The sequence below is a fragment of the bacterium SCSIO 12643 genome (assembly GCA_024398135.1).
In the GTDB taxonomy this organism is placed as follows: Bacteria; Bacteroidota; Bacteroidia; order Flavobacteriales_G; family Salibacteraceae; genus CAJXZP01.
On sequence record CP073750.1, the window covers coordinates 1,550,715 to 1,575,749 of the forward strand.

The following is a 25,035-nucleotide window of genomic DNA, read 5'->3' on the forward strand; positions in this document are numbered from 1 at the left end:
AGAACTCTCATGCGTTAAAATTTGGGCTGTCGGAAATCAACACTGTTTTCGTCAGCCCAATTTTATTTTATACTCACCTCATCCTAAACCCCTTAATGGCATTTTAGAAATAAATTTCGTAACTTTAAAAGTCTAAAATTCAATGCCATGTCAAGATTAATTACCAAACTCAACAAGTATGGAAACTCGTTTAGAGTTTTCGAGCCTAACATCGCCAGAGTTCTTCTAGGCGTTTTTGTTCTCTACAAGGGACTCACATTCTTACAACATACCAACATTTTAATGGAGATTTTAAATCCGTCCGATGCGGGCCTTACTGAGATTTTTATTGTGCATTATGTTCAAATGGGACATATTGTTGGAGGACTTTTCTTAATTTTTGGATTACTGACCAGACTTGCAGCAATCACACAAATTCCGATCTTAATCGGAGCTGTTGTGGTAAATGCTCAAATCGGAGATTTAAACCAACTGGTTATTTCTTCAGTAGTCCTGTTATTTTTGGTTTTCTTCACCATTATTGGTTCAGGGAAAGTCTCTATGGATTACAGCCTAAAAATGGAAATGTAATTCAGATTTACAACGCATTAAACTCGTGCAACCAAATTTGATACTGACGTAAATATTCTAAAATTGCAAATGCCTCTTTCTTAGAATCGATCCGAGCGCCACAATCTATTTCATATTTCTTTCGAGTTATTATGGTTAAGGAATCTCTTTGTAACATTTCATCTGTATTCAATAAAAAGTTGGCCACCCATTCTTCATGACGGTAAGCCAAAATATCACTAATATCCGGCCCGGTGTTTTTATATTCCATGGTATGACATGTACTACACTTATTTTCGAATAACTGCTTCCCAGAATTCATTAATGAATCATTAATCGGTGGTAAATCCAAATTCTTTATCGGCCCCACTCCTTTTAAATCTCTGGATAATTCAGGCCTGGATTCGCATGACACCAGACCCCAAATCAAAACGCAAAAAACGAATCCTATTCTCATGATTTCAATACAATATAATTATCCCAACAATAAAAATAAGCGCCAAAATGCTACTCGTAACTTTCCAGAAAACATGGGCATTTTTAGTTTCTACAAACTGCATTAAAACTCCTAAAAACTTAATGGTTGAGATCAACACGATGAGATAAACTCCACCTGACATTCCATTCAACAAAACACCTATCAGTGTAAGTCCAATTAGAAGTATCCAAACCCATCTGTTATTTTTAAGCTCTTTCATATCAGATATAAAATTGGAAAAATCAGTATCCAGATCAAATCACACATATGCCAATAGGTTCCACTCGCTTCAACATCAGCAAAATCTTTTGCTGAATACTTTCTCTTTTTAACTGCTACACGCATATAGGCAAGTAAGCCTACACCAAACAGAACATGAATAAAGTGAAATCCGGTCATTAGCCAATACAACGTAAAAAAAGTATCATGCCCCATACCAAAACCTTCTTCCAGTTTTAAATAATATTCTCCAGCCTTAATCATCAAAAAAAGAATCCCCAGGAATAAAGCCCATCCCATATAACCTACTGCTCCATCCGTATCAGCCAGCTTTAATTTCACAATAGCATTGGCCATAAAGTATCCACTGGTAATGAGCACAATCGTGTTTACCGTTCCCCAAACCGGATGTATCTGGCTTCTATAAAACGCAAAAGCATCGACTTCCACATTTCTGTAGTACATGAAAATAAAAACTCCGCCTAAAAATGTAATGATTTCAACCATCATGATCAACCATATCAATATTCCTCCCGGAGGATAAAAAACCGACTTATTTTCGTTTATGGATTTCTGTTCTAGCATTTACCGCTACAATTTTTGAACTTCAAAAGTGGGATACCCTTTATTACCCGATTTATCATAGAAGTCTGTAAACCTCAACTTATAGAATATTCCTTCAGTTGTTTTTAAAACAAAACTTTTTGATGGGTCAATCACGAATGAATTATCCTGACTATTTCTAATCTTCCAATCGTATCCAATAACATCCCAATCATTACTGTACACATATGATCCCGTATCGCTTAAAACAATTTCTGAGAAACGATTCATATGGTCTTCTCCCACTACTACATTCTGATCCTGATTGATCAGAACCTGAGTCAAAACAAAAGGCAATGGCAAATTACTAAACTTGTGATAATGATTGGTAAACAGCAAATCCCAGGAGTGTTTTTCCGGTTCTAGTTGTAATGTTTGGCCACCGCCTTGAAAAGTAAAATGGACATAATTTAAATCCGGGTCTTTAAGAATGGTATATGTCTGCCCATGAGCACCATCTACATCTGAAAACTTCAATATATATCTGGTTGCATCCACGGATACAAATTGAATTTTTTTGAATCCCAAATGTTTTCCTTGTGCATCATATTGCAAATCCAGAATATAGACATCGGTTTTATTTCTCCAATCTCCAATTGCTGTAGAATCTAAATTCCCGGAAGGTGCGTCCCATAACCATTTAGCATCCTGAACATCATGGATAGCGTCAAACGATACATTTCCCATATTGGCTATAAATTCTCCTTTAGCAGTATTTAATCTTACTCTATACCCATCAGAGGCGCATTCAAAAGCAAGATCCCATGCATACTTCGTATGGGTACGCACAATTTTGTTTGTACCACAATCGTAATATATCTGATTTAAATATGGATAACCAATTTCAATTTGAACTGTTTCAATACTTCCCGGGGTAATAGGAGCCATAGGAGAATCTTCGCGGAAACAAGATGATAATCCCATTAATAAAATCAAGCCATATGTTAATAAGCCTCTCATACTAAAGATTAAAATTCATGGATATAAAAAACGTCCGCCCCCACAATACGCTCAATGAGGATGCATTTTTCGAACTTGAAACACCAAACACATTACCTACTAGCGCAACATCATTCACGTCAAACAGATTCTTGACCCCTGCCACACATTTCAACTTTCTTTTCCAAAGATGTTTTGAAGCAGTCACATCCAGTGTATGAAACCCTCCAATATAACTGGGTTGAATCACATCATTATCATCCATATAACTGTTTCGAAGTGCTCCGGTATATTTATAAAAACATCCGAGCTCTACACCTAGAGTATCCAGACAATACGAGAATTCTGACGCAACATCCGTTGAATAAAAAAATGAGTTTTGGTGATCCGCACGATCAAACATAGAGTTGTAATTTCCATAATGACTTCCGGTAATTGACCATTTTATGGATTTCCATTGATAATACAGCGCCAAAGACATACCTTGAGTAATCAAAAAGTCTACATTGGCATATTTCCAATCCACCTCCGAAATCTGAACCAAATCGATAAGTTGATTGATCCTGGAATAATAGGCTTTTGGAACTACCCTGATCCGATGTCCACCAATATCTTTATGATAATCCAACGAAAGGTTTAAATGATCTGAAGTTTCGGCACTTAACCGTTCATTACCCCATAGATTGATTGTCGCATTGTAGTGGAACTCCAAATACAATTCCTTTAACGAGGGAGCTCTAAACCCTTTGGCATACGAACCTCGAATGGTCATTTGAGAATTGGGTTTTACCAAAATATTTAATGATGGCACTAAAGGTGCATTATACTTGGTATTATACGCATACCTCATGGCAGGTTGAATGGTTATTTTTTTAGAAGGTTGATACATCAAATGTCCAAACGCAGCATAATCTCCTATATACTGCTGATTTCCAGTGACACGACTGGCATCAATTTGGTCATATTTCATTTCAATTCCGGCCAAATAATTCCACTTCACTTCATCATTTTTCTGACTAAAAACCACGCGCGACATATACGAGTTAAAACGTGTGGTATCCTGATCTGTCTCAGAGTCTGTCAATGTTTCCTCCAGGCTTACCAGATCCTTGAAATAAATATTTCTTGTTCTTTCGTAATACGACTGCGATAATGTAACATCCAAAAAGTGCGTTTGAGTTACTCTACCGGAAAGCAAAGCTTTATTTGAAAATCTTTTGGTTTTGAAATACGCATCAAAAGCACTCGTATAATATGGGTATCTGGGCGCTCCTTTACTGATCATTTTTTCAGAGAACCCATCTAGGATGTACGAGAATTTCAGATGCCCAAAACTCCGACTATAAGTAAACGTTCCAAAATATTGTTCACGTGGTTTCCAATCTTGATATCGAATGGTATCACTAACGGCATAACCTCCAAAAAAATTACGTCCTCCAGATATTTTAAAAGTGCTTTTTTTATGCTTAAACCCCAATCGACCACTCACGTTATACTGGCCTACTGTTTCATAAAATAGTTTTATGCCAACGTCCAACTTTTTATACTGTTGTTTTTTTGTGATGATGTTAATGACCCCGCCCAGCGCATTTGTCCCGTATACAACCGATGTTGGCCCTTCAATGATTTCTATTCGTTCAATTTGATCTAAATTTATTTGAGATAAATCCAGATTCCCATTTATACGTCCTTCCACAGGAACTCCATCGATCATAATTTTCACATGATTCCCAGACAATCCGTTTAATATTACCGCAGTTTCATTAGCATGCCCATTATTTGATTTAAAGTTAATCTCAGCATTCAAAGCTTCGCGCAAATTGTTCGCACCTTTCTGTTCTACTTTTTTATCACTTATCGTCTTAACTTCATAGATCGCGTCCTGCTTCTCTATTGGGATAAACTGTGCGGTAACTACGACATCTTTCAATCCAAAAACACTTGGTTTTAATAGAATTTTCTTTGAAATTCCCGGGCCAATTGTCAGCACATATGCATCAAAACCGATATAGGAAATCTCCACTCGAACAGAATCTAAAAAAGGAACACGTACCTCTCCGTTTACATCGGTTACTTCCCATTTCACCTGATCCTTTTGATCCCCTGAAACACAAGTAAACTTAACATGTGCCAGATATACTGGAATTTGATCTTCCAGATTCATAACTCGCAGAACTCCTTGAGATCCATCCTGAGAAAAAGTAAATAGATGCAGGTAAATAAAAATCCATATTGTTATGCTTCTTTTTGCCCACATCCTTTACCCGATTATCCTTTTATGCTGTTCAATCTATTTACTCTACAATCAACTTTTGCATTGTTCTTAAATTGGAATTACTGAGTACCACGAAGTACACTCCGCTATTCAGATGACTAATATTTACCTGTTTTTGAGTCACTCCTGAATTCAATCCAAATGAATTGTTCCAGACAATTTTTCCAGTAATATCCATTATTTGCATATTCACGGTACCTTGAAGTGAATTATCCATAAGAATAGTTACATTTTCAGCTGCCGGATTTGGATATAAACTCCAAGTCATTTTTTGTTCTGGTTCTTCTATGGAAACTGTAAATAACTGCTCTGTTTCAAACATAGCTTTCCCGGTTCCCATTCCTTCAAAGCCAGTAAATACCATTCGATACAAATCGGTACTATCATTAACATACAGGAAATACGCTATGGAGTCATAAGTCATCCAACCTGAAGACGAACTGTATTTTTTCCATTCTCTACCAATATTATCCATTTTATCCGTATATGCCGTTTGTGGAATTGTTGCCACTGAAGCCGCTGCATAATCTGCTTCATGAGACTTTGCAGTATAAACACCACGGTTACTAAAAACACTGGTCATGGATTGATACATCCCCGGAGGGTTCAAATAATCAACATGTTTCGTGAATGTAATATCCCAGGTATCGTTATCTGGTTCTCGATCCACAATCTGATCATTTAGTACGGAATGATATACAAAGTTTCTTTTCGGATATACAGATTTATCAATGGTAAAAACCTGCTCATTCGACCCATCAATATTTGCATATTTATATTCCCAAACACCTGTTTTCAAACTTACTACCCACAGTTTTCTAAACGAACCGTCATTTAAACGAAGTAAATAAAGTGAATCGCCAAACGTCCAGTAGTTATTACTCGGGTTCAATATTCCCCATCCCATATCAAACAATCCTGCTGCTCCTCGATATCTATTAAAAGCTCCATTCGTCCAGGTAGTATCTGAATTCAATAACCTTTCCCAGTTTTCATGACCAGTAGTATCAAACCCACTCCAGTTTGATGTATCTCCCGGATATTTCCATAAAACCGTATTGAATTCATTGATCCAAATTGCACTCCCGGCAGCGCCATTACCATGAGTCGTAAAAGCCAAATCCCAATCGGTATTATCCACATTAGCAACCTCACCATTTTCTAAACTATAGAAAACCTGACTCACATAAAATTGTCCCATTGAAATGGTATCAGAAACGGGTTGCGCAACAGCACAAAGGCTTCCAAATAAAACACTAAATATTGTCACTAAATTTTTCATAAGCATCATTTATTTCTATCAAAAAAAACACATTTTAAACTCAGAAAACATGACGTAAAATTGCTGATTCACTGAGCTTTATCACTTTTCATCCATCCAGTTAAAAATCAAAATAATTTGGTCATTTATTTGTCATAAAAAAGGGTCTTCAACCCCTTAAAAATCCACTGTGAAATAAGAAGGAGGGAAAATTCCCTCCTTCAAACTCACAATTCATATTTAAATCTAATCCAATTAATAAATATCATGAGTTGTGTTGTAAATATTGAATTTACCCGTTGGATTCTCTACCCAGTCATCTTGAATGATCTCTTTCAATTCAAGAGTCTCATCATCGTATATTAAAATTGCACTTTTTTGTCCCATAAAGGCAGATACCCAAACTTCATCACCGGCTTTATTGTATTCCATATGAACCATTCTACCGTCCACACCCTCTGGCATGGTTATATTTTTCTTCAACTCTAAGGTTTCAATATCAAACACATCCACAGTGGAATTCAATTCCGGAGTTGGATTTAACGTTCTATCCACCCACAAGTGTTTTGATTTTGGGTGTGATTTCACAAATAGTGCTCCACCACCAGAACCTGTAGCTTTCACTTCTTTTACCACGGTCCATTGACCTTCTCCAGGATCTGTTTTGATAAATGATAATTTATTTTCTCCCAGGTGAGAAGTTACCCAAAGACTTCCCAAATCGTTTTTAATATTTGTACCACGTCCAGGGTGTGGTTTGTTACCCGTTTCAATGATGCTTACTAATTTTTTATTTGGTACATCCACCACAACAATTTTGTTACTGGCATTTGCCGCTACTAAGAAGTAATGTCCGGTTGCATCCCAACCGCCATCATGTAAGAATCTCGCTGAAGGAATTTGGGTAGATACCGGATTTCTTGGATCCGTATAATCTACAATCCATACCATACCTGTTTCTTTTACATTACAAATCCAAACCGGATCAGTATGTGATGCTACAATGGAAGCCACACGCGCTTCTTCAATAAATTCTTTGTCTCCGTCACATGCGTTACCACTTGTAGAGGTCACACTTAAAGGTTCTAATGTTTGCGCATCAAAAATCACAAAGTGACTTGGACTATAACCCCCTGCAACCAAATACTTGTCTTCATATCCTTTGTACTTGGATACCTCAACAGAACGCGCATCAAACGATTCTCTAACTTCAGCTACAATTTCTGGTTTCTCCGGATAAGTATCGATCATTGTAATACGTCCATCTCTACCAATAGAATAGATATAACGACCAGATGCAGATGTTCTTAAAATATGAACCGCAAATCCTGTTTTTAATACTGCTAATTGTTCTTTAGTATCACCATCAATAATGGCTACTTTACCTGCATCACGCATAATCACACCGAAATAATTATCAATGTTTCGATTATGCTGAGGCTTTGTAGGGCGATCCGCAACCGGAACAATTAACTTCCAGGTTTCTTTAATTTCTTTCATCCCGAATGGTGGCACAACCGGAGGCTCAACTTGCAAGAAACGCGTCATTACTTCAATTTCCTCTTCGGTCATCACACCCTTCCATTCTGGCATACCACCACCGGTTCCATTTTCAATAAATGCTCTCAAACCAGCAGTACCCAACATTTTTGTTGCCGGATATTTCCCATCTCCGTCTGGTAATAATGAAGGTCCTGTAGCACCTTTCCTTGAAGATCCATGACAACCTGCACAACGATCAAAATACACTGCGGCAGCGCTTTCCATTTCAGCTTCGGTAATACTAATTTCTTCGCTCTCCGCCTCTTCCACGGGAGCCTTGGTTTCTGCAGGGGCTTTTTGGGGTTCACCTCCGCAGCTATATAAGACCACCGAACTGAACATTGTTAAATAAACTAAGTGTAATTTTTTCATCGTTGTGTTTTTAGTTTTGATTAATGTTATACAGATATTCTTTTGTTTTGACGATATAAAGATGTTTATATCTTTTATTTGAAAAAAGAACTTATCTCATACGAATCATCTCAAAATCCTTGATTTTCAACTGACTAAAATCAGCTTTTGCAAACAAAAACTTACAACAACTTGAATTTCAATAAACTAAAGTCAAGGCTAAACATTTTGGGATTTTAATCGAAAAAGAATGTTTGTCATACAAGATTCATGTATTCACAAACGTTAAGAGCTAACTTCTTCTATTTAGAGGAATTATGCTTTAATCGCATCGTATAACATAAAGACAATCGCCAATCCGAAAGCAACTCCGGCCGCAATTAAAACTTCCTTTATAAATGGCCAGCCTACAAAGTCACCTATTGAACCAATGACTGCCAATTGTAAACCTACCGCTAATGCTATTTTCACTTTTTTACTCATTATTCAATATTTGAAGTTACGACTGATATTTAATCTTGTCATATATTCTCGCCAATGACTGTAATAACTCTACCGGAGTGGTCATAATATCATAGTGATTCGCTCCGAACATTTGAGGCAGGTAATACTTGGCTTCAGATTCTATAGCCAGCGCATAAGTGTTGATGTTTCTCTGATTCAGTTCACGTAAGGCTTGTTTTACATCATAGATACCATAACGACCTTCATATTTATCAAAATCATTTGGTTTTCCATCCGAAATCAAAATGATCCATTTGTTTTTGCTTTCTCTCTGATCTAATAATGCTCCTGAATGTCTTAAAGCCGGACCAATTCGGGTATACCCGGCAGGATCGGCCATTCCAATTTTATTTCGACCTGTAGTCCATTTCTCATCAAAATCTTTTAGTGTTAAGTAGGTCGTGTAATTTCTTGTTTTTGAATGGAAACAATTGATAGAAAAATCTACATTGAACTCCTCCAGAATTTCCCCAAATAAAATCGAAACTTGTTTTTCTACATCAATCACGCGATTACCTGCTGCATATGAATCGCTGGATAGACTCGAATCGAGTAAAAACAAAATGGACAAATCTTTTTCTTTTTTACGCTTGGATAAGTAGATATTCTCTGATGGCGTATATCCGGAATGTACATCTACAAAACGTTCTGTTAAGGCTTCCAAATCAAATTCTTCTCCCTGATTTTGTCTTCTTTGCGTTTGATACTTGTTATTTACCGAGGTTAACATTTTTCTCAACCCCATAAGTGTTGAAGCATTCTCTGCAATAGTTTGCTTATAATATTTAGCACTCTGTTTCACTTGTATTTGCGGATATACTTTACAATAATTGGTCTTATAGGCAGATTTCGAATAATCCCATTCATCATATTTTAAATGATGTCCTTTTTCATCTAGCTCTAAACTTTCTGAAATATTGGTGTTCTCCACAAAATCGGCTTGATACACTGAATGCACCTCGTCATCCACACGCACTGTATATTTCATTTGTAATTCATCCAGTGCATTTTCATGGTCTTCCAATTCATCTTCCCCATCAAAATCTCGCCAGGTCCCGCCTCCGAATTCCTCTGCACTTTCTACTTGTTCAAAGTAGTTACTCACCACATGGTCTTCCTGTTGCTTTTTATCCACTGTGAGATTTTCCATTTCCTCAACCGGATTAGCCTTTAAAGTAGTTTCTACTTTTTCAATACGTGCACGTTTTACTTTATCACTTACATTCTTCAGCGGGTCTTCTTGCTCCTGTGGGTTATTAAACATCCATTTCCCATACAACCAGGAAACATCGGTTTCTTCTGATTCGTTGGATTTCAGAAATTCTAAAAACTCATCATGTTTTTCATTAGCCCAACTGAATTCACTTTTTAATACTTCTAAAACTTGAGGCGCGCTATTCTCAGCATATTGTCGTGCTGCTTCAACTTCTACCGTCTGATCTCCTTCTGTAAAATTTAAATCCAGATTTTTCTGAATAGACAGAAACAAGATCCGATACAGAAGAAAGTCCTGGTTTTGTTGTTGTGAAGGAAACAATGCCATTTGTTGTGGAATAAAGAAATTGTCATTCTTATATCCACCTTCTCGTTCTGAAGGAAACAATTCAATTGGCCTACCGGTAATTGCACGTGAAATCACGGTTAATTTCGGGCGTAAATCTTCTAAATAGGCAGATTTCTCGAGAATATCTTTTCGATTTAATTTTCGGTTTTTCAAATAGTTTGCAACCGCTCCAAATAGATATTCTTGCAAATCCATACCCTAAATCATTAAGTCACTTAAATCTTTTATTGCAGATGTTATTTCCACATCATCACTTAAAGGCTCCACTATGGCTACATGAACCGATAACCTTTTAGGTAAGCCGGTAGAAATCAATTTGGCCGCATCAATCAATAATCTGGTAGATACGGTTTCGGTAAGTCCCAATTCAGTTAGATTTCGAATCTTATTTGCAATCTTCACCAGTTTCACTGCGGTATCTTTGTCTATCTCCGTCTCATTAATCAGGATGTCAGCCTCTACTTTTTCGTTCGGATAATCAAAAGCAATCGCAACGAATCTTTGTTTGGTAGAAGGTTTAATTTCTTTGAATCCTTTCTGGTATCCTGGATTAAATGAAACTACCATCATAAAATCCTCATGAGCCTTATAGGTTTCACCTAGTTTATCCACATATAATTCTCTACGATGATCTGTTAACGAGTGAATAGCCACAATCACATCCGGACGTGCCTCTGCAATTTCATCTAAATAAATAATAGCTCCTTCTTTCACAGCTTTGGTCAATGGGCCATCCATCCAAATCGTTTCCGCTCCTTTAATGATATATCTACCAATTAAATCCGTTGCAGATGTTTCTTCATGACAACTTACAGTGATCACTTTTTGCTGATACTGATGGGCCATATACTCTACAAATCTTGTCTTTCCTGTTCCGGTAGGTCCTTTCAAAAGTAACGGCAACTTGCTTTTATAGGCATGTTCAAATACCTCTACTTCCTTTCCTACTTTTTCATAATATGGTGAATCACTCATTTTAAAACTTTTAAAAATCTAACTTCATCAGATGAAAAAACCGAGATTAACAACTATATATTCTTAGCTCTAATCCCGGTTCATAATCAGAAAATAATAAAAAATCAACCCTGCTCTAAAGCTTCATCGCTTGGCAGTCCATATTTGATAAAATCAATTATGAATAATAATAAACCTGTTGTCAATACTGTCGCACCCAGAACCAATACGAAGAAATGCACTTGTAATTCATTTTGAACCTGCATAAACTCTTCCTTGTATACTCTTTCCAAATATACCTGAGCCACTCCGGCAACGGCAAACGCACCTGTCATAGAGAACATTCCTACATTAGACAACCAAAAGGCAGCCTGACCTGTAGGCTTTTTGTAAATTTTTCTACCGGTAATGTTTGGCATCGCATAAGAGATTAATGCCAACACAATCATTGCATACGCACCCCAAAATGCCAGGTGACCATGAGAAGCTGTTGCTAATGTTCCGTGTGTATAAAGATTTGTTTGCGGTAATGTATGTGCCAATCCAAGCACTCCTGCTCCTAAGAATGAAACTACAGCTGAACCTACGGTCCAGAACATCGCTAATTTATTTGGATGTTTTTTCTCTCCTTTTTGGAACATTACCATCGCCCAGATTGCCATAGCTAAGAATGCTAATGGCTCTAGTGCTGAGAAAATACCACCTACAATTAACCAGATTTTATTGACTCCGATATAATAATAGTGGTGACCCGTTCCGAGTACTCCTGATAGAAATGTTAGACCAATAACTACATATAACCATTTCTCTACAACCTCTCTATCTACTCCAGTAAGTTTGATCAGCAAGAACGCCAGAATACCTCCCATAATCAATTCCCAAACGCCTTCTACCCAAAGGTGAACAACCCACCAACGGAAGAATGAGTCCAGTACCTGACTATCGAATGTGATCATTCCAGGTAAGTATAATAATGCTGCGGCAACTAAACCACCATACAGCACTAATGCGGTGGTCGTTTTCTTTTTACCTTTTATAAGCGTCATCAACAGAATAACCAAAAACAAGACCACATTAACGGCTACGGGCCAATCCAGAAATCTTGGAATTTCCAAAAACTTACGACCTTCCCAGGTATTAAAGTGAAAACCTAAAACTGCTACAACACCAACCACAGCTAATGAAATTAACTGCACATATGCCAATTTTACTGACCATAACTCAGTTTCTGCTTCTTCAGGAATAATAAAATAGGCAGCGCCCATAAATCCTGACAACAACCAAACAACCAATAAATTCAAGTGCACCGTATGCGCGGTGTTAAATGGAATAATATCATGTAATCCGTCAAAACCCATTCGAGCAAAACCCATGATAAAACCATATGTCAATTGCAAAACCAATAAAAGCATGGACAATGCAAAGAACCAATATGCTACTTTTTGTGATTTAAATTTCATATCATGTATTGTTTAATTGTTTTTATTCTCTTTCGCTAATGGAGAAACCACACGGTCAAATCCATTTAAATCAATCTCACCTACCCATTTAAAAAATGCAATCACATCATTAGCTTCCTGCTCAGAAAACCCATAAGCGACCATCTTTCTTCCATTAGGTTCCCATGGAACCGGAGACATTAATATTGCTTTAATCATCCCTTCTCCTCTTCTGTCATATACCTTTGTAAGTTCAGGACCGTAATACGCTCCTTCTCCCATAAGTGTATGACAGCCCATGCAATTGTTTTTTTCCCAAATCTCTTTTCCCCTAACCACTTCTTCGGTCATAAGGTCATGATTGGCCTGATCCTGAGCACTAGAAAGAGAGAATATGGTCAGCCCGATAAAAATTAAAAACGTGACTGCAGTCCCCCCTAAAAAAAATGCCCGTGCTTGTTTTTTTGATAGCATACTCTTAAAGTTTGAATTGAATAATATATTTAAAGACCTTTTTATCTTTTAATAATTCAAATGTAAGGTTCCCTATTTTACAATATCATGACATTTGTCAGTGTATCAGGAAATTTAAGTCGCTATGAAACTGAACGAAAACTCGTTTTAAGCCTCTTTTACGGGCAAATTTTTAATGAAAGACTCCCCATCCTGGACAGAAATCACTAAATCAGAGATTTTTTTGGAATTGAATAAATCCCAAAGTCCATCACGATATACTTTAAAGTCATCATGCAAAGGACAAGGATGTTCATTGGAACATTCTTTTAATCCTAAACCGCAACTGGTAAAGAATGAAAGTCCATCAATCACTTCTATTATTTTAATCAACGCCACCTTTTGATTCTCCTCATTCAAATAAAAACCGCCATTTGGTCCTTTTACAGATTGAATGATTTTATGTTTCGTAAGCTGTTGTAAAATCTTTCCTAAATATGGTGTAGGTAGATCTAACTCCTCGGCAATCGCTTTGATTCCTAATTTGGAATCGGGGGTTGCACGACAGGCAATAAAAACAATAGATCTAAGTGCGTATACACAGGATTTAGAAAGCATACAAATTGATTAATTTAGAAATAATTGAAGCCGCCAAAATTACAAATAATAACTCAGGTGATAAACTATAAAAGGCTATTCTCTAGCTCAATTGCCTTTGGAAACAAAACATTATTTTCCAAATGAATGTGTTGGAATAAATCATTTTGGAATTCTTCCAATTTTGCATACATCGCTTTATATGTATTACACGCGTCTGCCGGTGGTGTAAAGTTGTTGCTCAATTCCGCAATCTCTTTAATGATATCGCCTGCCCCATCGTGTTCGTTGTGCATCACATGAATTGGATTTTGTACAGTTCCAAACCCAGGTGGTGGAACAGGTGTATTATTTCTCTTGGCATTCAACAACTGCTTCACATAAGGAAATAATATGTTCTCCTCTTTCAACAAATGCGGACCCAATTCTTCAACCAACGCATAAGCCAATTGATTAATTCTTACCACCTCCGGATGATTGACTCCATGAACCGTTGCGACACGCTGTGTATATTGTAACATGAGTTCTGCGTTACCTCTTACGTAAGCGTGATGCGTATTCATGATGTAATCAATCAAAAAGTCCAATTCCCAGGAATTGTAATCATGTACAGCACCTTTTTCAGCCAGCGAATCATTCAACTCACTCACAATTTGATCTACATCCAGACCCTTTCTTTCGCACGCTTTGGCCACGTTAACGTTACCTCCACAGCAAAAGTCAATTCCGTTTTTTTTAAATACGTCTGCGGTTTTGATGTTCTCTGTAACAATTTCTGCTACTGTTTTATCTGCTAAATTTTGCATAACCCTAAATTTTAGAATACAAAATTAGATAAAACTCTTAATAAAAGATGTTAATGTCTTTTATTTTTTAAACTGGATTAATTTTCGCTTTAAATACACACGTTGAATCCATTGCGGTAAAATAATGGCACCGATAAACAAATACGGATAATACGTAAATAGTCTCCATAGTACAGCCAAAACGATGGACAATCCTATTGGCGTAAAATCACTTAGAAAACTTCCAAATGCCAATTCCGCCACTCCCGCACTTCCAGGAGTTGGACTAATGAGCATGATCACCCACATAATTAATTGTCGGGCTAAAACCACCAGATTATCTAAAAAAGACAACTCGGTAAAAGCCATTAAGAGAAAATTCGCTACTAGAAATCTGGATGTCCAGGACAATGCAGTCGCACCAAACGTCTTTAACCAGAACATAAATGACTTCCCCTTCAATTCAGTACTAGTCGTGATCACCTCATCTCCGGTCTCTTTTGCAGATCGTCTCCATTTTTTAAGAAAAGGCAATCTGAAGACCAGCAATAACAATCGCTTAAATCCTTGTGGACTCAAGAAAATACCATAAAAAATAATCGAAATTAAAAAGATGATGAATCCGTATCCCACCCAAAATACTTGCTTAATTCCAAGCTCCATACCTAACACATTCATTTCCGGCACGGTATCCGGGAACAAAAACGCACTTCCTGCAAACACAAATAATAGAGGCACCATCACCACATAAAACAATTCATCCAAAAAGGCTGTAATCATCACAATAGCTGTACTCCTCCCTACTTTGATTCCCTCCTTACTTAAAATAAAAATGGCAACACCAGACCCTCCTACCACGGATGGAGTTATAGCAGAAGAAAATTCCCACAACATAATATCGTCAAATACATTCCGCCAGGAAATTTGTTTTTCACTCAGAATTCGCAATCGGAACATATATCCAATATCCCGAAATGCCGCAGCGCATAATGCTACGATTAGCATCAAAACTACTCGTGAGTTAAACTCAATTGCACCCAAAGCTTTTAAGTCCAAATCTCTAAAAAGTAGAAAACCAGCAATGGCCACACCAATTACGATTGGAATGGCCATTTTTTGTGGACTCAATAATTGTCTTATGGGACTAGATTGTTTGGTCTTCTTTACCTTTGCCATTTTAATCATAAATCAATGCAAAACACTGTATTTTATCTTCAAACTTGTGACACCTGCAAAAGAATCATTAAAGATCTAGCATTGGATACCGGGTTTGAAATGCGAGAAATCAAAAGTAATCAAATAACTCCTGAAGAATTAGATGAAATGAAGGATCTTGCAGGAAGTTACGAAGCTTTATTTAGTAGACGTTCCAGACAATATGCTGCGAGAGATCTTAAAAACAAAACTTTGACTGAAGATGATTACAGAACTTTAATTCTTGAAGAATACACTTTTTTGAAAAGACCGGTCACAATATTAAATGGCGAAATATTCATTGGTAATTCCAAAAAGGAATTGGAAAAGTTGAGAGAAGCAAAGAGCTAAACTTTAGCTGTTACTTATCCTCCTCAATTTTCAAAATTCTTATTTGCTGGATTTCCACGGGATGTTGTTTGTCAAAATTGGATGGTTTCTTAAAACCATTGGTACAATTATAACTAATACCAGTATACTCCATATCCACAATGAAATCCATTTCTTCCAGGTTTTCGTTGTTTAGTAGTTCTTCTGGTAAGCCTTCTGAAATTTCCAGTAAATATTCGAAGTGCTGAGTGGTACATTTCACAAATATCCCGGTACATGTTCCCGGATTAGTATGATCAACTTCGTAGATCTGGGCTTTCATTTCCATATGCTTTTTCCCTTTCAACGAATAGTAATAATCGGTTTTTGAAGCTTGTACTTCTGGAGTTTCTTTTTCACAAGCCATAAAAAAAACCGCTAATGAACTGAATAGTGTAACGTAAATTAGATTTTTCATAACTGTTAGGTTTTTGATTCTGATATCAAATTTACCGCGTTTTTACCCCACTCCCAAAAAATCAAAAGTATTAAGTGTTGATTATCATGTATTTACATATGTGAGTTGCAAAATCAAAAACCACTCATACTCAAAAAAAACCTTAGAACATCTTAAATCCCCATAAATTAATTCTTTATGTAAATGGAACAATTCGCATGTTTTACACCCAACTTTTCTAAACTGATAACAAGCACTTTACATGATTTTAATGTTTTTAAAACATTTATATATACATCATATATATCGTTGCGTAATTTCTAGAAGTATACACTACTTTTGCAGCCGTTAATTTAAGTAAATCAAAATGTCGCAATTATCAGAACAAGAAGTAGTTCGTAGAGAAGCTATGAACAAACTTCGGGAAATGGGAATCAACCCATATCCAGCGGAGGAATATGTGTCTACACATTATTCAGAAGATGTAAAATCAATTTTTGAACAGACAGAAGAGTTAAAGGATATCTCATTATCTGGTCGTATTATGGCCAAACGGGTAATGGGTAAGGCGTCATTTGCAGAATTAAAGGATAAAAAGGGTCGTATTCAGTTATACTTTAACCGTGATGAAATTTGTCCAACCGATGATAAATCTATGTACAATGTCGTTTTTAAGAAACTAATGGACATAGGTGATTTTATCGGAATCAAAGGTTATGCTTTCCGTACTCAGGTTGGTGAGATTTCTATTCATGTTACCGGGTTTACTGTATTAAGTAAATCACTTAGACCGTTACCTATCGTTAAAACAGATGCTGAGGGTAATGTTCATGATGCATTTACTGATCCGGAACAACGTTATCGTCAACGTTATGTGGATTTGATCGTAAACGAAGGGGTTAAGGATACTTTCGTTAAACGTACGAAGATCATGAACGCCATGCGTGAATTCTTCAATTCTAAAGATTACTTAGAAGTAGAAACACCAATCTTACAGCCGATTCCTGGTGGTGCAGCTGCACGTCCATTCGAAACACATCACAATGCGTTAAATATTCCTCTTTATTTAAGAATTGCAAATGAGCTTTATCTTAAAAGGTTAATCGTTGGTGGTTTTGATGGAGTGTATGAATTTGCCAAAGACTTCCGTAATGAAGGAATGGATAGAACGCATAATCCGGAGTTTACCGTAATGGAAATCTATGTGGCCTACAAAGACTACCATTGGATGATGGATTTCACTGAAAAAATGCTAGAGCATGTCGTAAAGTCAACTAACAATGGTGGCACTCGCGTGAAGCTAGGTGATATGGATATCGACTTTGCCGGTCCTTATCCAAGAATTCCAATCCTGGATGCCATTAAAGCACATACAGGATATGACTTAAACGGAAAGACCGAGGCTGAAATCTATGATGTAGCTAAAAACTTAGGTATTGAGGTTGATAAAACCATGGGTAAAGGAAAACTGATTGATGAAATCTTCGGGGAGAAATGTGAAGGAAACTTCATTCAACCAACATTCATCACAGATTATCCGGTGGAGATGTCTCCATTATGTAAAAAGCATAGAGACAATCCAGAATTGACTGAACGTTTTGAGTTAATGATCAATGGAAAAGAAATTGCAAATGCATATTCTGAGCTAAACGATCCAATTGACCAAAGAGAGCGTTTTGAATCCCAATTGGCGTTAAGTGAAAAAGGTGATGACGAAGCCATGTTCATTGATCATGATTTCTTGCGTGCATTAGAATATGGAATGCCTCCGACTTCAGGGATGGGAATCGGTATTGATCGTTTAACAATGTTGTTAACGAATCAAACTTCTATTCAGGAAGTATTGTTATTCCCTCAAATGAAACCAGAGAAGAAAATTGTTCTTCCTACTGCTGATGATTTTATCGGCATAGGGGTTTCTGAAGCTTGGGCAGAACATGTACAAAGCTTAGGATTCAAATCTATTGATGAATTTAAAGAAACCAAGTCTACGCAACTTCACCAGAAATTGAATGGACTTCGTAAAAAGAATAAATTAGATATTCCGGCATTAAAGCTTGAGGATGTTGAAGCATGGATGTAATTCAAACAAAAAAGGGAGCTAAATAGCTCCCTTTTTTGTTTCCTTTTCTTGTATCTTATTTGATCACCCGACTCTTTCCTTTCGCTGCCGGTGTATAGTCCGGTTTTAATTCCAGTGCCTTATCGTAATCACTTAATGCTTGGGGGAACATTTCATTTCTTTCAAATGCCAATCCACGGTTATAATATCCCTTAAAATTATAAGGATTTAATGCCAACAATTTATCGTAATACATGATTGCACTATCATTTTCCTGTAGCATTTCCAAATAGATAAACCCGATGTTATAATATGCGTCTTGATATCCGTCATTAACTCTAAGAATATGCTCATATTGGTTTATTGCATCTCTGGCAATTCCCCAATCTTGTAAGTGCATCCCAAATGCATATAAAGCATCAATATTGTTTGAATCAATACGCAATGCATTTTCATAAAATGCACCCGCTAAAGTATCTTCCGCTACATCATACATATATCCAAGCTGTAACCAGGCTTCTATATAATCATTATCCTGCTCCGTTGCAGTTCTAAAATTAGATACAGCCAATTTAAAGTTGCCCAACTCTTTATATGCCAATCCTTTTAAATAATATGGTTCAGGAATATACTGGTTTTGCTTCAACACATTATTCGCATAGGTAAAGCACGATTCATGTTGTCCTGCAATCAAGCTGATCCATGCCATTTTTTGATTGGCATGTTCATTTTCTTCGTCTTTTTCTAACACTTTCAAATACACTTCTTTCGCATTGAGCATATCCTGAGCATCATAGTATGCATCAGCCTTGAAGTTGTAATATGCAATATTATTTGAATCCAATCCTATGGCCTTATCCGCTTCAATAACTGCATTCTCCACACTTCCTTTTTCAAGCATATATCTGGCTTTTGCAATATATAAACCCGGATCATTTGGATTCTCCAGTATTTGTGTGTTGATCCACCCCAAAGAATCTTCTTTTACATTTTCCTTAGGCTGATCTTGCTGATCAACAGTTTTTTTAGGCTCAGTATCACAAGACCAAACCAATACGGATAGAAATAGTACTAAAAATAGATTTTTCATATTCAACGCTTAAACCCCAACTTTACATACGTAAAATTGGGGTCCGAAAGTAGGGTTAAATTAACATTCTTCAAAAAGAACACTAATTTAAAGGGTTAAACCTGCGAATTAAGACGTTATAATTCTATTATTAATTTTCTTCCTTAGCTGCGCGAACTTTTCCTTCGATTTCCTCAGCCAATTCAGGATTATCTTCAATCAATTGTTTTACGGCATCTCTACCTTGTCCTAATTTAGTATCTCCGTAGCTAAACCAGGAACCGCTCTTCTTCACTACACCCATTTCAACACCCAGATCCAATAACTCTCCAGATCTTGAAATTCCTTTACCATACATAATATCAAATTCAGCTTTTGTAAACGGAGGCGCAACTTTGTTCTTCACCACTTTTACACGTGTATGGTTTCCAACTACAGTATCTCCATTTTTGATCTGTCCTACTCTACGGATATCCATTCTCACAGAAGCGTAGAATTTCAATGCATTACCACCAGTAGTTGTTTCCGGATTTCCAAACATAACTCCAATCTTTTCACGTAATTGGTTAATGAAAATCACCGTACAGTTTGTTTTGCTAATTGTTCCGGTCAACTTACGTAATGCCTGAGACATTAAACGTGCATGGAGTCCCATTTTACTATCTCCCATTTCGCCCTCAATCTCTGCTTTAGGAGTTAAAGCTGCAACAGAATCCACTACAACGATATCCACCGCACCCGAACGGATCAAATTATCTGCAATTTCTAGAGCTTGCTCTCCATTATCCGGCTGAGCAATTAATAAGTTTTCGATATCTACGCCAAGGTTCTCAGCATAAAAACGGTCAAAAGCATGCTCTGCATCAATAATCGCAGCAATTCCTCCTTGCTTCTGTGCTTCAGCCATCGCATGAATTGCCAGAGTTGTTTTACCAGAAGATTCAGGACCGAAAATCTCAATGATTCTTCCTTTTGGCAATCCCTGTACTCCCAAGGCCATATCTAACATGATCGAACCTGTTGGAATTACATCTACTTTTTCAATAGCAGCATCACCTAATTTCATGATTGCTCCCTTTCCGTAATTCTTTTCCAATTTATCCATTGTCAGCTTTAACGCTTTCAATTTTTCTGATGCTGCTTCTTTTGCCATTTTGTTTATGTTTTAACTAATTACTCTGCAAACGTAAGGTCGGTAACCGTAATCTATTTGCGGTCTAATTTTTTTCTTCTTTTTTTATTTATTTACTCCAAATTATTGTCCCAATACTTCCAGAATTTGCTCCGTATGGGCCTTGGTTTTTACCTTAAGAATAATTTTCTCAATCACACCATTCTCATCAATAATAAAAGTCTCACGATAAATTCCTTCATATTCCCTTCCGTACAACTTCTTCATTCCCCAAACACCATAAGAATTGATGATTTCTTTAGACTCATCTGCCAGTAAAATAAATGGAAGTTCATATTTCTCCGTAAACTTTTGATGACGCTTCACACTATCTGCAGAAACTCCAATCACTACAAACCCTTTTTCTGTTAAAGCCCCATAATTCTCTCCTAAATTACATGCCTGAGCGGTACAACCCGGAGTCATATCTTTAGGGTAGAAATACAAAATCACTTTTTTTCCTTTAAAATCTGATAGCTTTACTTGTTGTTCATTTTGATCAATTCCAGTAAAATCCGGTGCCTGATCTCCTTCTTTTAAATGCGTCATTTGTCTAATTTGAATGCTTCAAAAGTAAGGGTTTCGATCCCAAAAAAAGCAGAAAAATCAAGAAAGCAACACAATTTGTCAAAATATTTAACATGAGTTGTAAAACGTAATTTTTACCATGGGTAATTGTAATTTATATCACAAGATTTCCCATCTTCTACTTCTTACATTTGTAAAAACTTTAAAAAGATGAGCTATTATATAGGTAAAGTCGTAGACATGGAATTCAACCAGGCGGTTGATGCCATTACAGCTACACTCAAAGATCAAGGTTTTGGAATCATTACCGATATTGACATGAGTGCCACATTGAAAAATAAAATTGACAAGGACATTCCTTCATATAGAATCCTGGGTGCTTGTAATCCCGGATACGCATATGAAGCGGTCACCAATGAACCTCAAATCGGTGTAATGCTTCCCTGTAGTGCAGCCGTAAGACAACTTGAAAACAATCAGGTTGAAATTGCAGTGATTGATCCCATTGCTTCCATGATGGCTGTAGAAAACGATAAACTTCATGGATTTGCAACAGAAGTTAAAGAAAAATTATCTGCTGCTGTAGACAACTTATAATCTAATCGCACTGTCCACAATCGAAACAACACTATGATTGATCCATAGGTTGTTTCGATTGGTGCGATTCATAAATAGCCAAATCACGTGTATTTTTTTGTACCGCAATGGCTCCAAATAACGCCAGTAAATACGAAAAAGCATAAAACCCTTTTTCACTTGGTAACAAATCGGCATTCCATAAACCCACTACCAGAAGAACCAGAGTAAGTATAGTCGAGAACCAACTTAGACCATAATAAATGTCCGTAACCGGAATTCCTTCCAGTTTATCTCTCACGCTTTTTTGAACTGATACTACTGCAAACAGTCCAAACATAATTCCTATAAAATAATAGCCTTTTTCACTTAACATCATCTCTGAACGCCACAATCCAATTAGATATCCGGAAACTCCTATAATCAACGCAATCCAGGATGCTGCAATAAATGCATTTGATGGTTTTAAATTCATAATCTGTGATTTTTAAGTTAATACCGGGTATGTTGGTTAGCCCCATACCATGAATAGCTCTATATTGAGCAGATTCAAAATCTACGACCAGTTTGTTTCAGAAGATTCACCAATTAACATTTATTTAAGAATTCGCGGGTTATGGTAAAATTTGTAAAATAAAACGCGTAATCCAATCGATTCATTTTTATTTGACCTCATTCAAAATACAACAATGAAAACTTTACTTCTGCACTCCTCTATAATTGTTGCCATCATTTTAGTTGGCTGTTCTTCATTAATCACAGTAAACAGTGTCGATGAAAAAGATTCGAGCACTGCTATTTATAAAAACTATGATGCAGATAGTCAAATAAAGTATCTGGTCTCTAATGATGACAAAAACTTACATCTAAGTTTAAAAACCAATCATCAACCTACTATTGCCAAAATTTTAAGAGCTGGATTAACCATTTACTTTGATCAGGAGGGAAAAAAGAAAAAGAATGTATTTGTAAAATATCCTATGGAATCATCTCAGGATTTCAAGCAATTCAAAGGAAAAGATGGACAAAGAAAAGGGTCTAATCTCAAATCACTGATCAATGCTACATCAGTAGGCGCAGAATATAGCTTCTTTGGCAAAAAACAATCATTTGTCGTTACCAATCCCAACTCCAAGATTCAACTTTCTTTAAATACCAATAGTGAAAAAGAACTGGTTTATGATCTTATTATCCCTTTTGAAAAACTTGCTGTAAATGGTAGATCTGATTTATTAAATCTTTCTATCGGTATTGTTACCGGGAGTTTTGATGTTCCATCCTCTCGCCCACAAATGGGTCAAGGCGGTGGTGGTGGAAAAGGTCAGGGCGCAGGAGGAATCCCTCAACAAGGCTATGTTTCCGGAAATGCCAATTACGCTGGAGGAGGTCAGCGTGGTGGTAGATCAGGTCGACCGCCACATGAAGGCTTTACAGAATTGAGCCAGGATTCAAAAATTTGGTTTTTAGTGGCTTTGTATCGCTAAAACCAGCGTACGCTTGCATCTCATTCATTATTACACATACCCTGTCAACTTTCATGCTTGAACGGATTGTCCAATTAGTTGGACGGATATTCCCATTCATTCGATTGATGTTATCTGACTTTTGTATTCACAGTTTAATCATTAAAAATCAAAGTCATGAAAACAAAAATCAATCTCATTATCATTCTTGTATTTTCAGTAATTATCACAAATGCGCAGTCTTTTACAGTTGAACGAATCATTAATGCTCCGGCTGAAAAAGTCTGGAAAGTTGTAGGTGAACAATACGGAGAAATCGCAAATTCCCATCCCACTGTAGTCGCATCAGATTATATTAGTGATGATTCCCAGGGAGGTGAAGGATGTGAACGTGTGTGCTATTTAAACGAAGAAAAAACTAAATACACCCACGAGAAACAACTTGAATTCGATTCCATTAATTTTCGATTCAAAGTTCAAATATCTCATGTGGAGGGTATTCCTTTAAATCCTGATTTTTCTTATGGAATTTATAAAGTGATTCCAATTGACGAAAACTCTTGTAAACTAGTCATCGAAATGAACCTTAAAACCTCACCTGCGTTTATGGGTATTTTGGCTAAAGGTAAATTCAAGAAAAACATTGAAGATTATCAAATTGCGATTCAACATAATGTTCTTACCGGAGAACATGTGACAAAAGACAACTTCAAAGAAATCAAAAAGAAGTATCAAAGCTAGATTAAATCTCAGGGGATCTAAGTATCCCCTTTTTCTTCTCCAAAATTTCTTTAGTTATGATTTTATCACGTCAGCACTTCAAAGTTCAAGGCAAGATTATCCTGGAAAAAGTGCAATTTCAACCTCCGTTAAATGCCGATTCCGCCATGCATAATGAAGCATGTTTCTTACATGTGGTTCGCGGAAAGTCTCGATTATACAGTCCAACTCAAAATCTTTCGGTTCAATCCCAAGACAACCTGTTGATGAAATGCGGACACTATCTAAATAAGTGGTTTCAAAATGAAAATGCACAACCTAACGAAGCTGTTCTTATCCATTTTTATCCGGATATCTTAAAATGGGTGTATCAAGATCGATTACCCGATTTCTTCTCATTCTTACCTTCGAAGTCTTCGCAGACTGTTGCAAAGATTGAAACGGATCAAATCATCCAAAACTACATGGAGCAACTGTTACATTGTTTTGAACACCCTCAACTCGTGAATGATGAATTCATTAAAATAAAAATTCAGGAACTGATTTTTATACTCACGCAATCGCAAAACAACAGTCAAATTATCACCATTTTAAACCAGCTCTTTCATCCCACAGAATATGCTTTTAAGGATGTGATTCACAAAAATATTTTTGAAGATCTCAGTTTAAATGATCTGGCTACCATTTGTGGGATGAGTTTATCTTCTTTTAAAAGGAAGTTTAGAACTGTCTTCAATACCAGCCCAAAGAATTATATCATCGAACAAAGACTTCTAAAAGCAGCAGAATATTTAAAGAATTCTTCATTACGAATCTCTGAGATCGCATTGGAATGTGGATTTAACGATATGGGCTATTTCTCCAAATCTTTCTCGTCAAAATTTGAATATTCTCCAACAGATTATCGAAAACTTCACTTGAACCAATTGTCCCATTAGTTGGACGAATATTCCCATTCCTTTAACCACACACA

Annotated in this window: 27 protein-coding genes; 7 read left to right on the top strand and 20 right to left on the bottom strand. The window is 36.6% G+C overall.

Annotated elements, in window-relative coordinates; all coding sequences use genetic code 11:
- The first annotated feature begins 147 nt into the window (after positions 1–147).
- A complete protein-coding gene (locus KFE94_06670; GenBank protein UTW67789.1) occupies positions 148–570 on the top strand; it encodes a DoxX family protein in 423 nt (140 codons plus the stop codon).
- Positions 571–577: 7 nt separating this feature from the next.
- Here the strand turns inward: KFE94_06670 and KFE94_06675 are convergent, their stop codons facing one another.
- The 15 genes from KFE94_06675 to KFE94_06745 form a co-directional block, all read right to left on the bottom strand.
- Positions 578–1,006 (bottom strand): c-type cytochrome, encoded by a 429-nt coding sequence (locus KFE94_06675; GenBank protein UTW67790.1) that lies wholly within the window; start codon positions 1,004–1,006, stop codon positions 578–580.
- Positions 1,007–1,010: 4 nt separating this feature from the next.
- Positions 1,011–1,247, bottom strand: a complete 237-nt coding sequence (locus tag KFE94_06680; GenBank protein UTW67791.1) for a hypothetical protein — start codon at positions 1,245–1,247, stop codon at positions 1,011–1,013.
- Positions 1,244–1,831, bottom strand: a complete 588-nt coding sequence (locus KFE94_06685) for a cytochrome c oxidase subunit 3 (GenBank protein ID UTW67792.1) — start codon at positions 1,829–1,831, stop codon at positions 1,244–1,246. The genes KFE94_06680 and KFE94_06685 overlap by 4 nt, the downstream gene beginning before the upstream one ends.
- A 6-nt stretch (positions 1,832–1,837) precedes the next feature.
- Entirely contained in the window at positions 1,838–2,809 is a 972-nt protein-coding gene (locus KFE94_06690) for an HmuY family protein (protein ID UTW67793.1), read from the bottom strand.
- A 1-nt stretch (position 2,810) separates the two neighbouring features.
- Positions 2,811–5,045, bottom strand: a complete 2,235-nt coding sequence (locus KFE94_06695; protein UTW67794.1) for a TonB-dependent receptor — start codon at positions 5,043–5,045, stop codon at positions 2,811–2,813.
- A gap of 37 nt (positions 5,046–5,082) precedes the next feature.
- Positions 5,083–6,345, bottom strand: a complete 1,263-nt coding sequence (locus KFE94_06700; GenBank protein ID UTW67795.1) for a T9SS type A sorting domain-containing protein — start codon at positions 6,343–6,345, stop codon at positions 5,083–5,085.
- A 234-nt stretch (positions 6,346–6,579) separates the two neighbouring features.
- Positions 6,580–8,238 carry a c-type cytochrome gene (locus tag KFE94_06705; protein UTW67796.1) on the bottom strand — a complete coding sequence of 553 codons (1,659 nt, stop codon included), beginning with the start codon at positions 8,236–8,238 and terminating at the stop codon, positions 6,580–6,582.
- A gap of 294 nt (positions 8,239–8,532) precedes the next feature.
- Positions 8,533–8,700 (bottom strand): hypothetical protein, encoded by a 168-nt coding sequence (locus KFE94_06710; protein UTW67797.1) that lies wholly within the window; start codon positions 8,698–8,700, stop codon positions 8,533–8,535.
- Between the two features lie 16 nt (positions 8,701–8,716).
- Positions 8,717–10,480, bottom strand: coding sequence for a VWA domain-containing protein (locus KFE94_06715; protein UTW67798.1), 1,764 nt, complete (start codon positions 10,478–10,480; stop codon positions 8,717–8,719).
- 3 nt (positions 10,481–10,483) lie between these two features.
- Positions 10,484–11,260 carry a CbbQ/NirQ/NorQ/GpvN family protein gene (locus KFE94_06720; protein UTW67799.1) on the bottom strand — a complete coding sequence of 259 codons (777 nt, stop codon included), beginning with the start codon at positions 11,258–11,260 and terminating at the stop codon, positions 10,484–10,486.
- A gap of 104 nt (positions 11,261–11,364) precedes the next feature.
- Positions 11,365–12,699 (bottom strand): cbb3-type cytochrome c oxidase subunit I, encoded by a 1,335-nt coding sequence (locus KFE94_06725; protein UTW67800.1) that lies wholly within the window; start codon positions 12,697–12,699, stop codon positions 11,365–11,367.
- A gap of 12 nt (positions 12,700–12,711) precedes the next feature.
- The gene (locus KFE94_06730; GenBank protein UTW67801.1) at positions 12,712–13,152 is read right to left on the bottom strand and encodes a cytochrome c; all 441 of its coding nucleotides are present in this window, start codon (positions 13,150–13,152) and stop codon (positions 12,712–12,714) included.
- Positions 13,153–13,299: 147 nt separating this feature from the next.
- On the bottom strand, positions 13,300–13,749 hold the full coding sequence (locus tag KFE94_06735) for an Rrf2 family transcriptional regulator (protein UTW67802.1): 450 nt from the start codon (positions 13,747–13,749) through the stop codon (positions 13,300–13,302).
- A 65-nt stretch (positions 13,750–13,814) separates the two neighbouring features.
- Positions 13,815–14,534 (bottom strand): iron-sulfur cluster repair di-iron protein, encoded by a 720-nt coding sequence (gene ric, locus KFE94_06740; protein UTW67803.1) that lies wholly within the window; start codon positions 14,532–14,534, stop codon positions 13,815–13,817.
- A gap of 60 nt (positions 14,535–14,594) precedes the next feature.
- Positions 14,595–15,689, bottom strand: coding sequence for a flippase-like domain-containing protein (locus KFE94_06745; GenBank protein ID UTW67804.1), 1,095 nt, complete (start codon positions 15,687–15,689; stop codon positions 14,595–14,597).
- 15 nt (positions 15,690–15,704) lie between these two features.
- Between KFE94_06745 and KFE94_06750 the strand changes: the two genes are divergently transcribed.
- Positions 15,705–16,058: a hypothetical protein gene (locus KFE94_06750; GenBank protein UTW67805.1), complete on the top strand. Its 354-nt coding sequence runs from the start codon at positions 15,705–15,707 to the stop codon at positions 16,056–16,058.
- A 10-nt stretch (positions 16,059–16,068) separates the two neighbouring features.
- Here KFE94_06750 and KFE94_06755 read toward each other — a convergent pair whose 3' ends face one another.
- Complete coding sequence (locus KFE94_06755) at positions 16,069–16,494, bottom strand: hypothetical protein (GenBank protein UTW67806.1); 426 nt, start codon at positions 16,492–16,494, stop codon at positions 16,069–16,071.
- A gap of 346 nt (positions 16,495–16,840) precedes the next feature.
- Here KFE94_06755 and lysS point away from each other — a divergent pair, with 346 nt between their 5' ends.
- On the top strand, positions 16,841–18,556 hold the full coding sequence (gene lysS, locus KFE94_06760; GenBank protein ID UTW67807.1) for a lysine--tRNA ligase: 1,716 nt from the start codon (positions 16,841–16,843) through the stop codon (positions 18,554–18,556).
- Positions 18,557–18,611: 55 nt separating this feature from the next.
- Here lysS and KFE94_06765 read toward each other — a convergent pair whose 3' ends face one another.
- The 3 genes from KFE94_06765 to bcp all read right to left on the bottom strand — a co-directional run bounded on the left by KFE94_06765 (position 18,612) and on the right by bcp (position 21,324).
- Complete coding sequence (locus KFE94_06765; protein ID UTW67808.1) at positions 18,612–19,625, bottom strand: tetratricopeptide repeat protein; 1,014 nt, start codon at positions 19,623–19,625, stop codon at positions 18,612–18,614.
- Between the two features lie 130 nt (positions 19,626–19,755).
- Positions 19,756–20,757, bottom strand: coding sequence for a recombinase RecA (gene recA, locus KFE94_06770; protein UTW67809.1), 1,002 nt, complete (start codon positions 20,755–20,757; stop codon positions 19,756–19,758).
- 102 nt (positions 20,758–20,859) lie between these two features.
- Positions 20,860–21,324: a thioredoxin-dependent thiol peroxidase gene (bcp, locus tag KFE94_06775; GenBank protein ID UTW67810.1), complete on the bottom strand. Its 465-nt coding sequence runs from the start codon at positions 21,322–21,324 to the stop codon at positions 20,860–20,862.
- Positions 21,325–21,513: 189 nt separating this feature from the next.
- Between bcp and KFE94_06780 the strand changes: the two genes are divergently transcribed.
- Positions 21,514–21,900: a DUF302 domain-containing protein gene (locus KFE94_06780; GenBank protein ID UTW67811.1), complete on the top strand. Its 387-nt coding sequence runs from the start codon at positions 21,514–21,516 to the stop codon at positions 21,898–21,900.
- A gap of 31 nt (positions 21,901–21,931) precedes the next feature.
- On the opposite strand, the gene KFE94_06785 is transcribed toward KFE94_06780, so the two are convergent.
- Entirely contained in the window at positions 21,932–22,354 is a 423-nt protein-coding gene (locus tag KFE94_06785) for a YiaA/YiaB family protein (GenBank protein ID UTW67812.1), read from the bottom strand.
- Between the two features lie 214 nt (positions 22,355–22,568).
- Here KFE94_06785 and KFE94_06790 point away from each other — a divergent pair, with 214 nt between their 5' ends.
- The 3 genes from KFE94_06790 to KFE94_06800 all read left to right on the top strand — a co-directional run bounded on the left by KFE94_06790 (position 22,569) and on the right by KFE94_06800 (position 25,000).
- Positions 22,569–23,363, top strand: coding sequence for a hypothetical protein (locus KFE94_06790; protein ID UTW67813.1), 795 nt, complete (start codon positions 22,569–22,571; stop codon positions 23,361–23,363).
- Positions 23,364–23,519: 156 nt separating this feature from the next.
- Positions 23,520–24,083, top strand: coding sequence for an SRPBCC family protein (locus KFE94_06795; protein UTW67814.1), 564 nt, complete (start codon positions 23,520–23,522; stop codon positions 24,081–24,083).
- A 56-nt stretch (positions 24,084–24,139) separates the two neighbouring features.
- Positions 24,140–25,000 carry a helix-turn-helix transcriptional regulator gene (locus KFE94_06800; protein UTW67815.1) on the top strand — a complete coding sequence of 287 codons (861 nt, stop codon included), beginning with the start codon at positions 24,140–24,142 and terminating at the stop codon, positions 24,998–25,000.
- Positions 25,001–25,035: the final 35 nt, after the last annotated feature.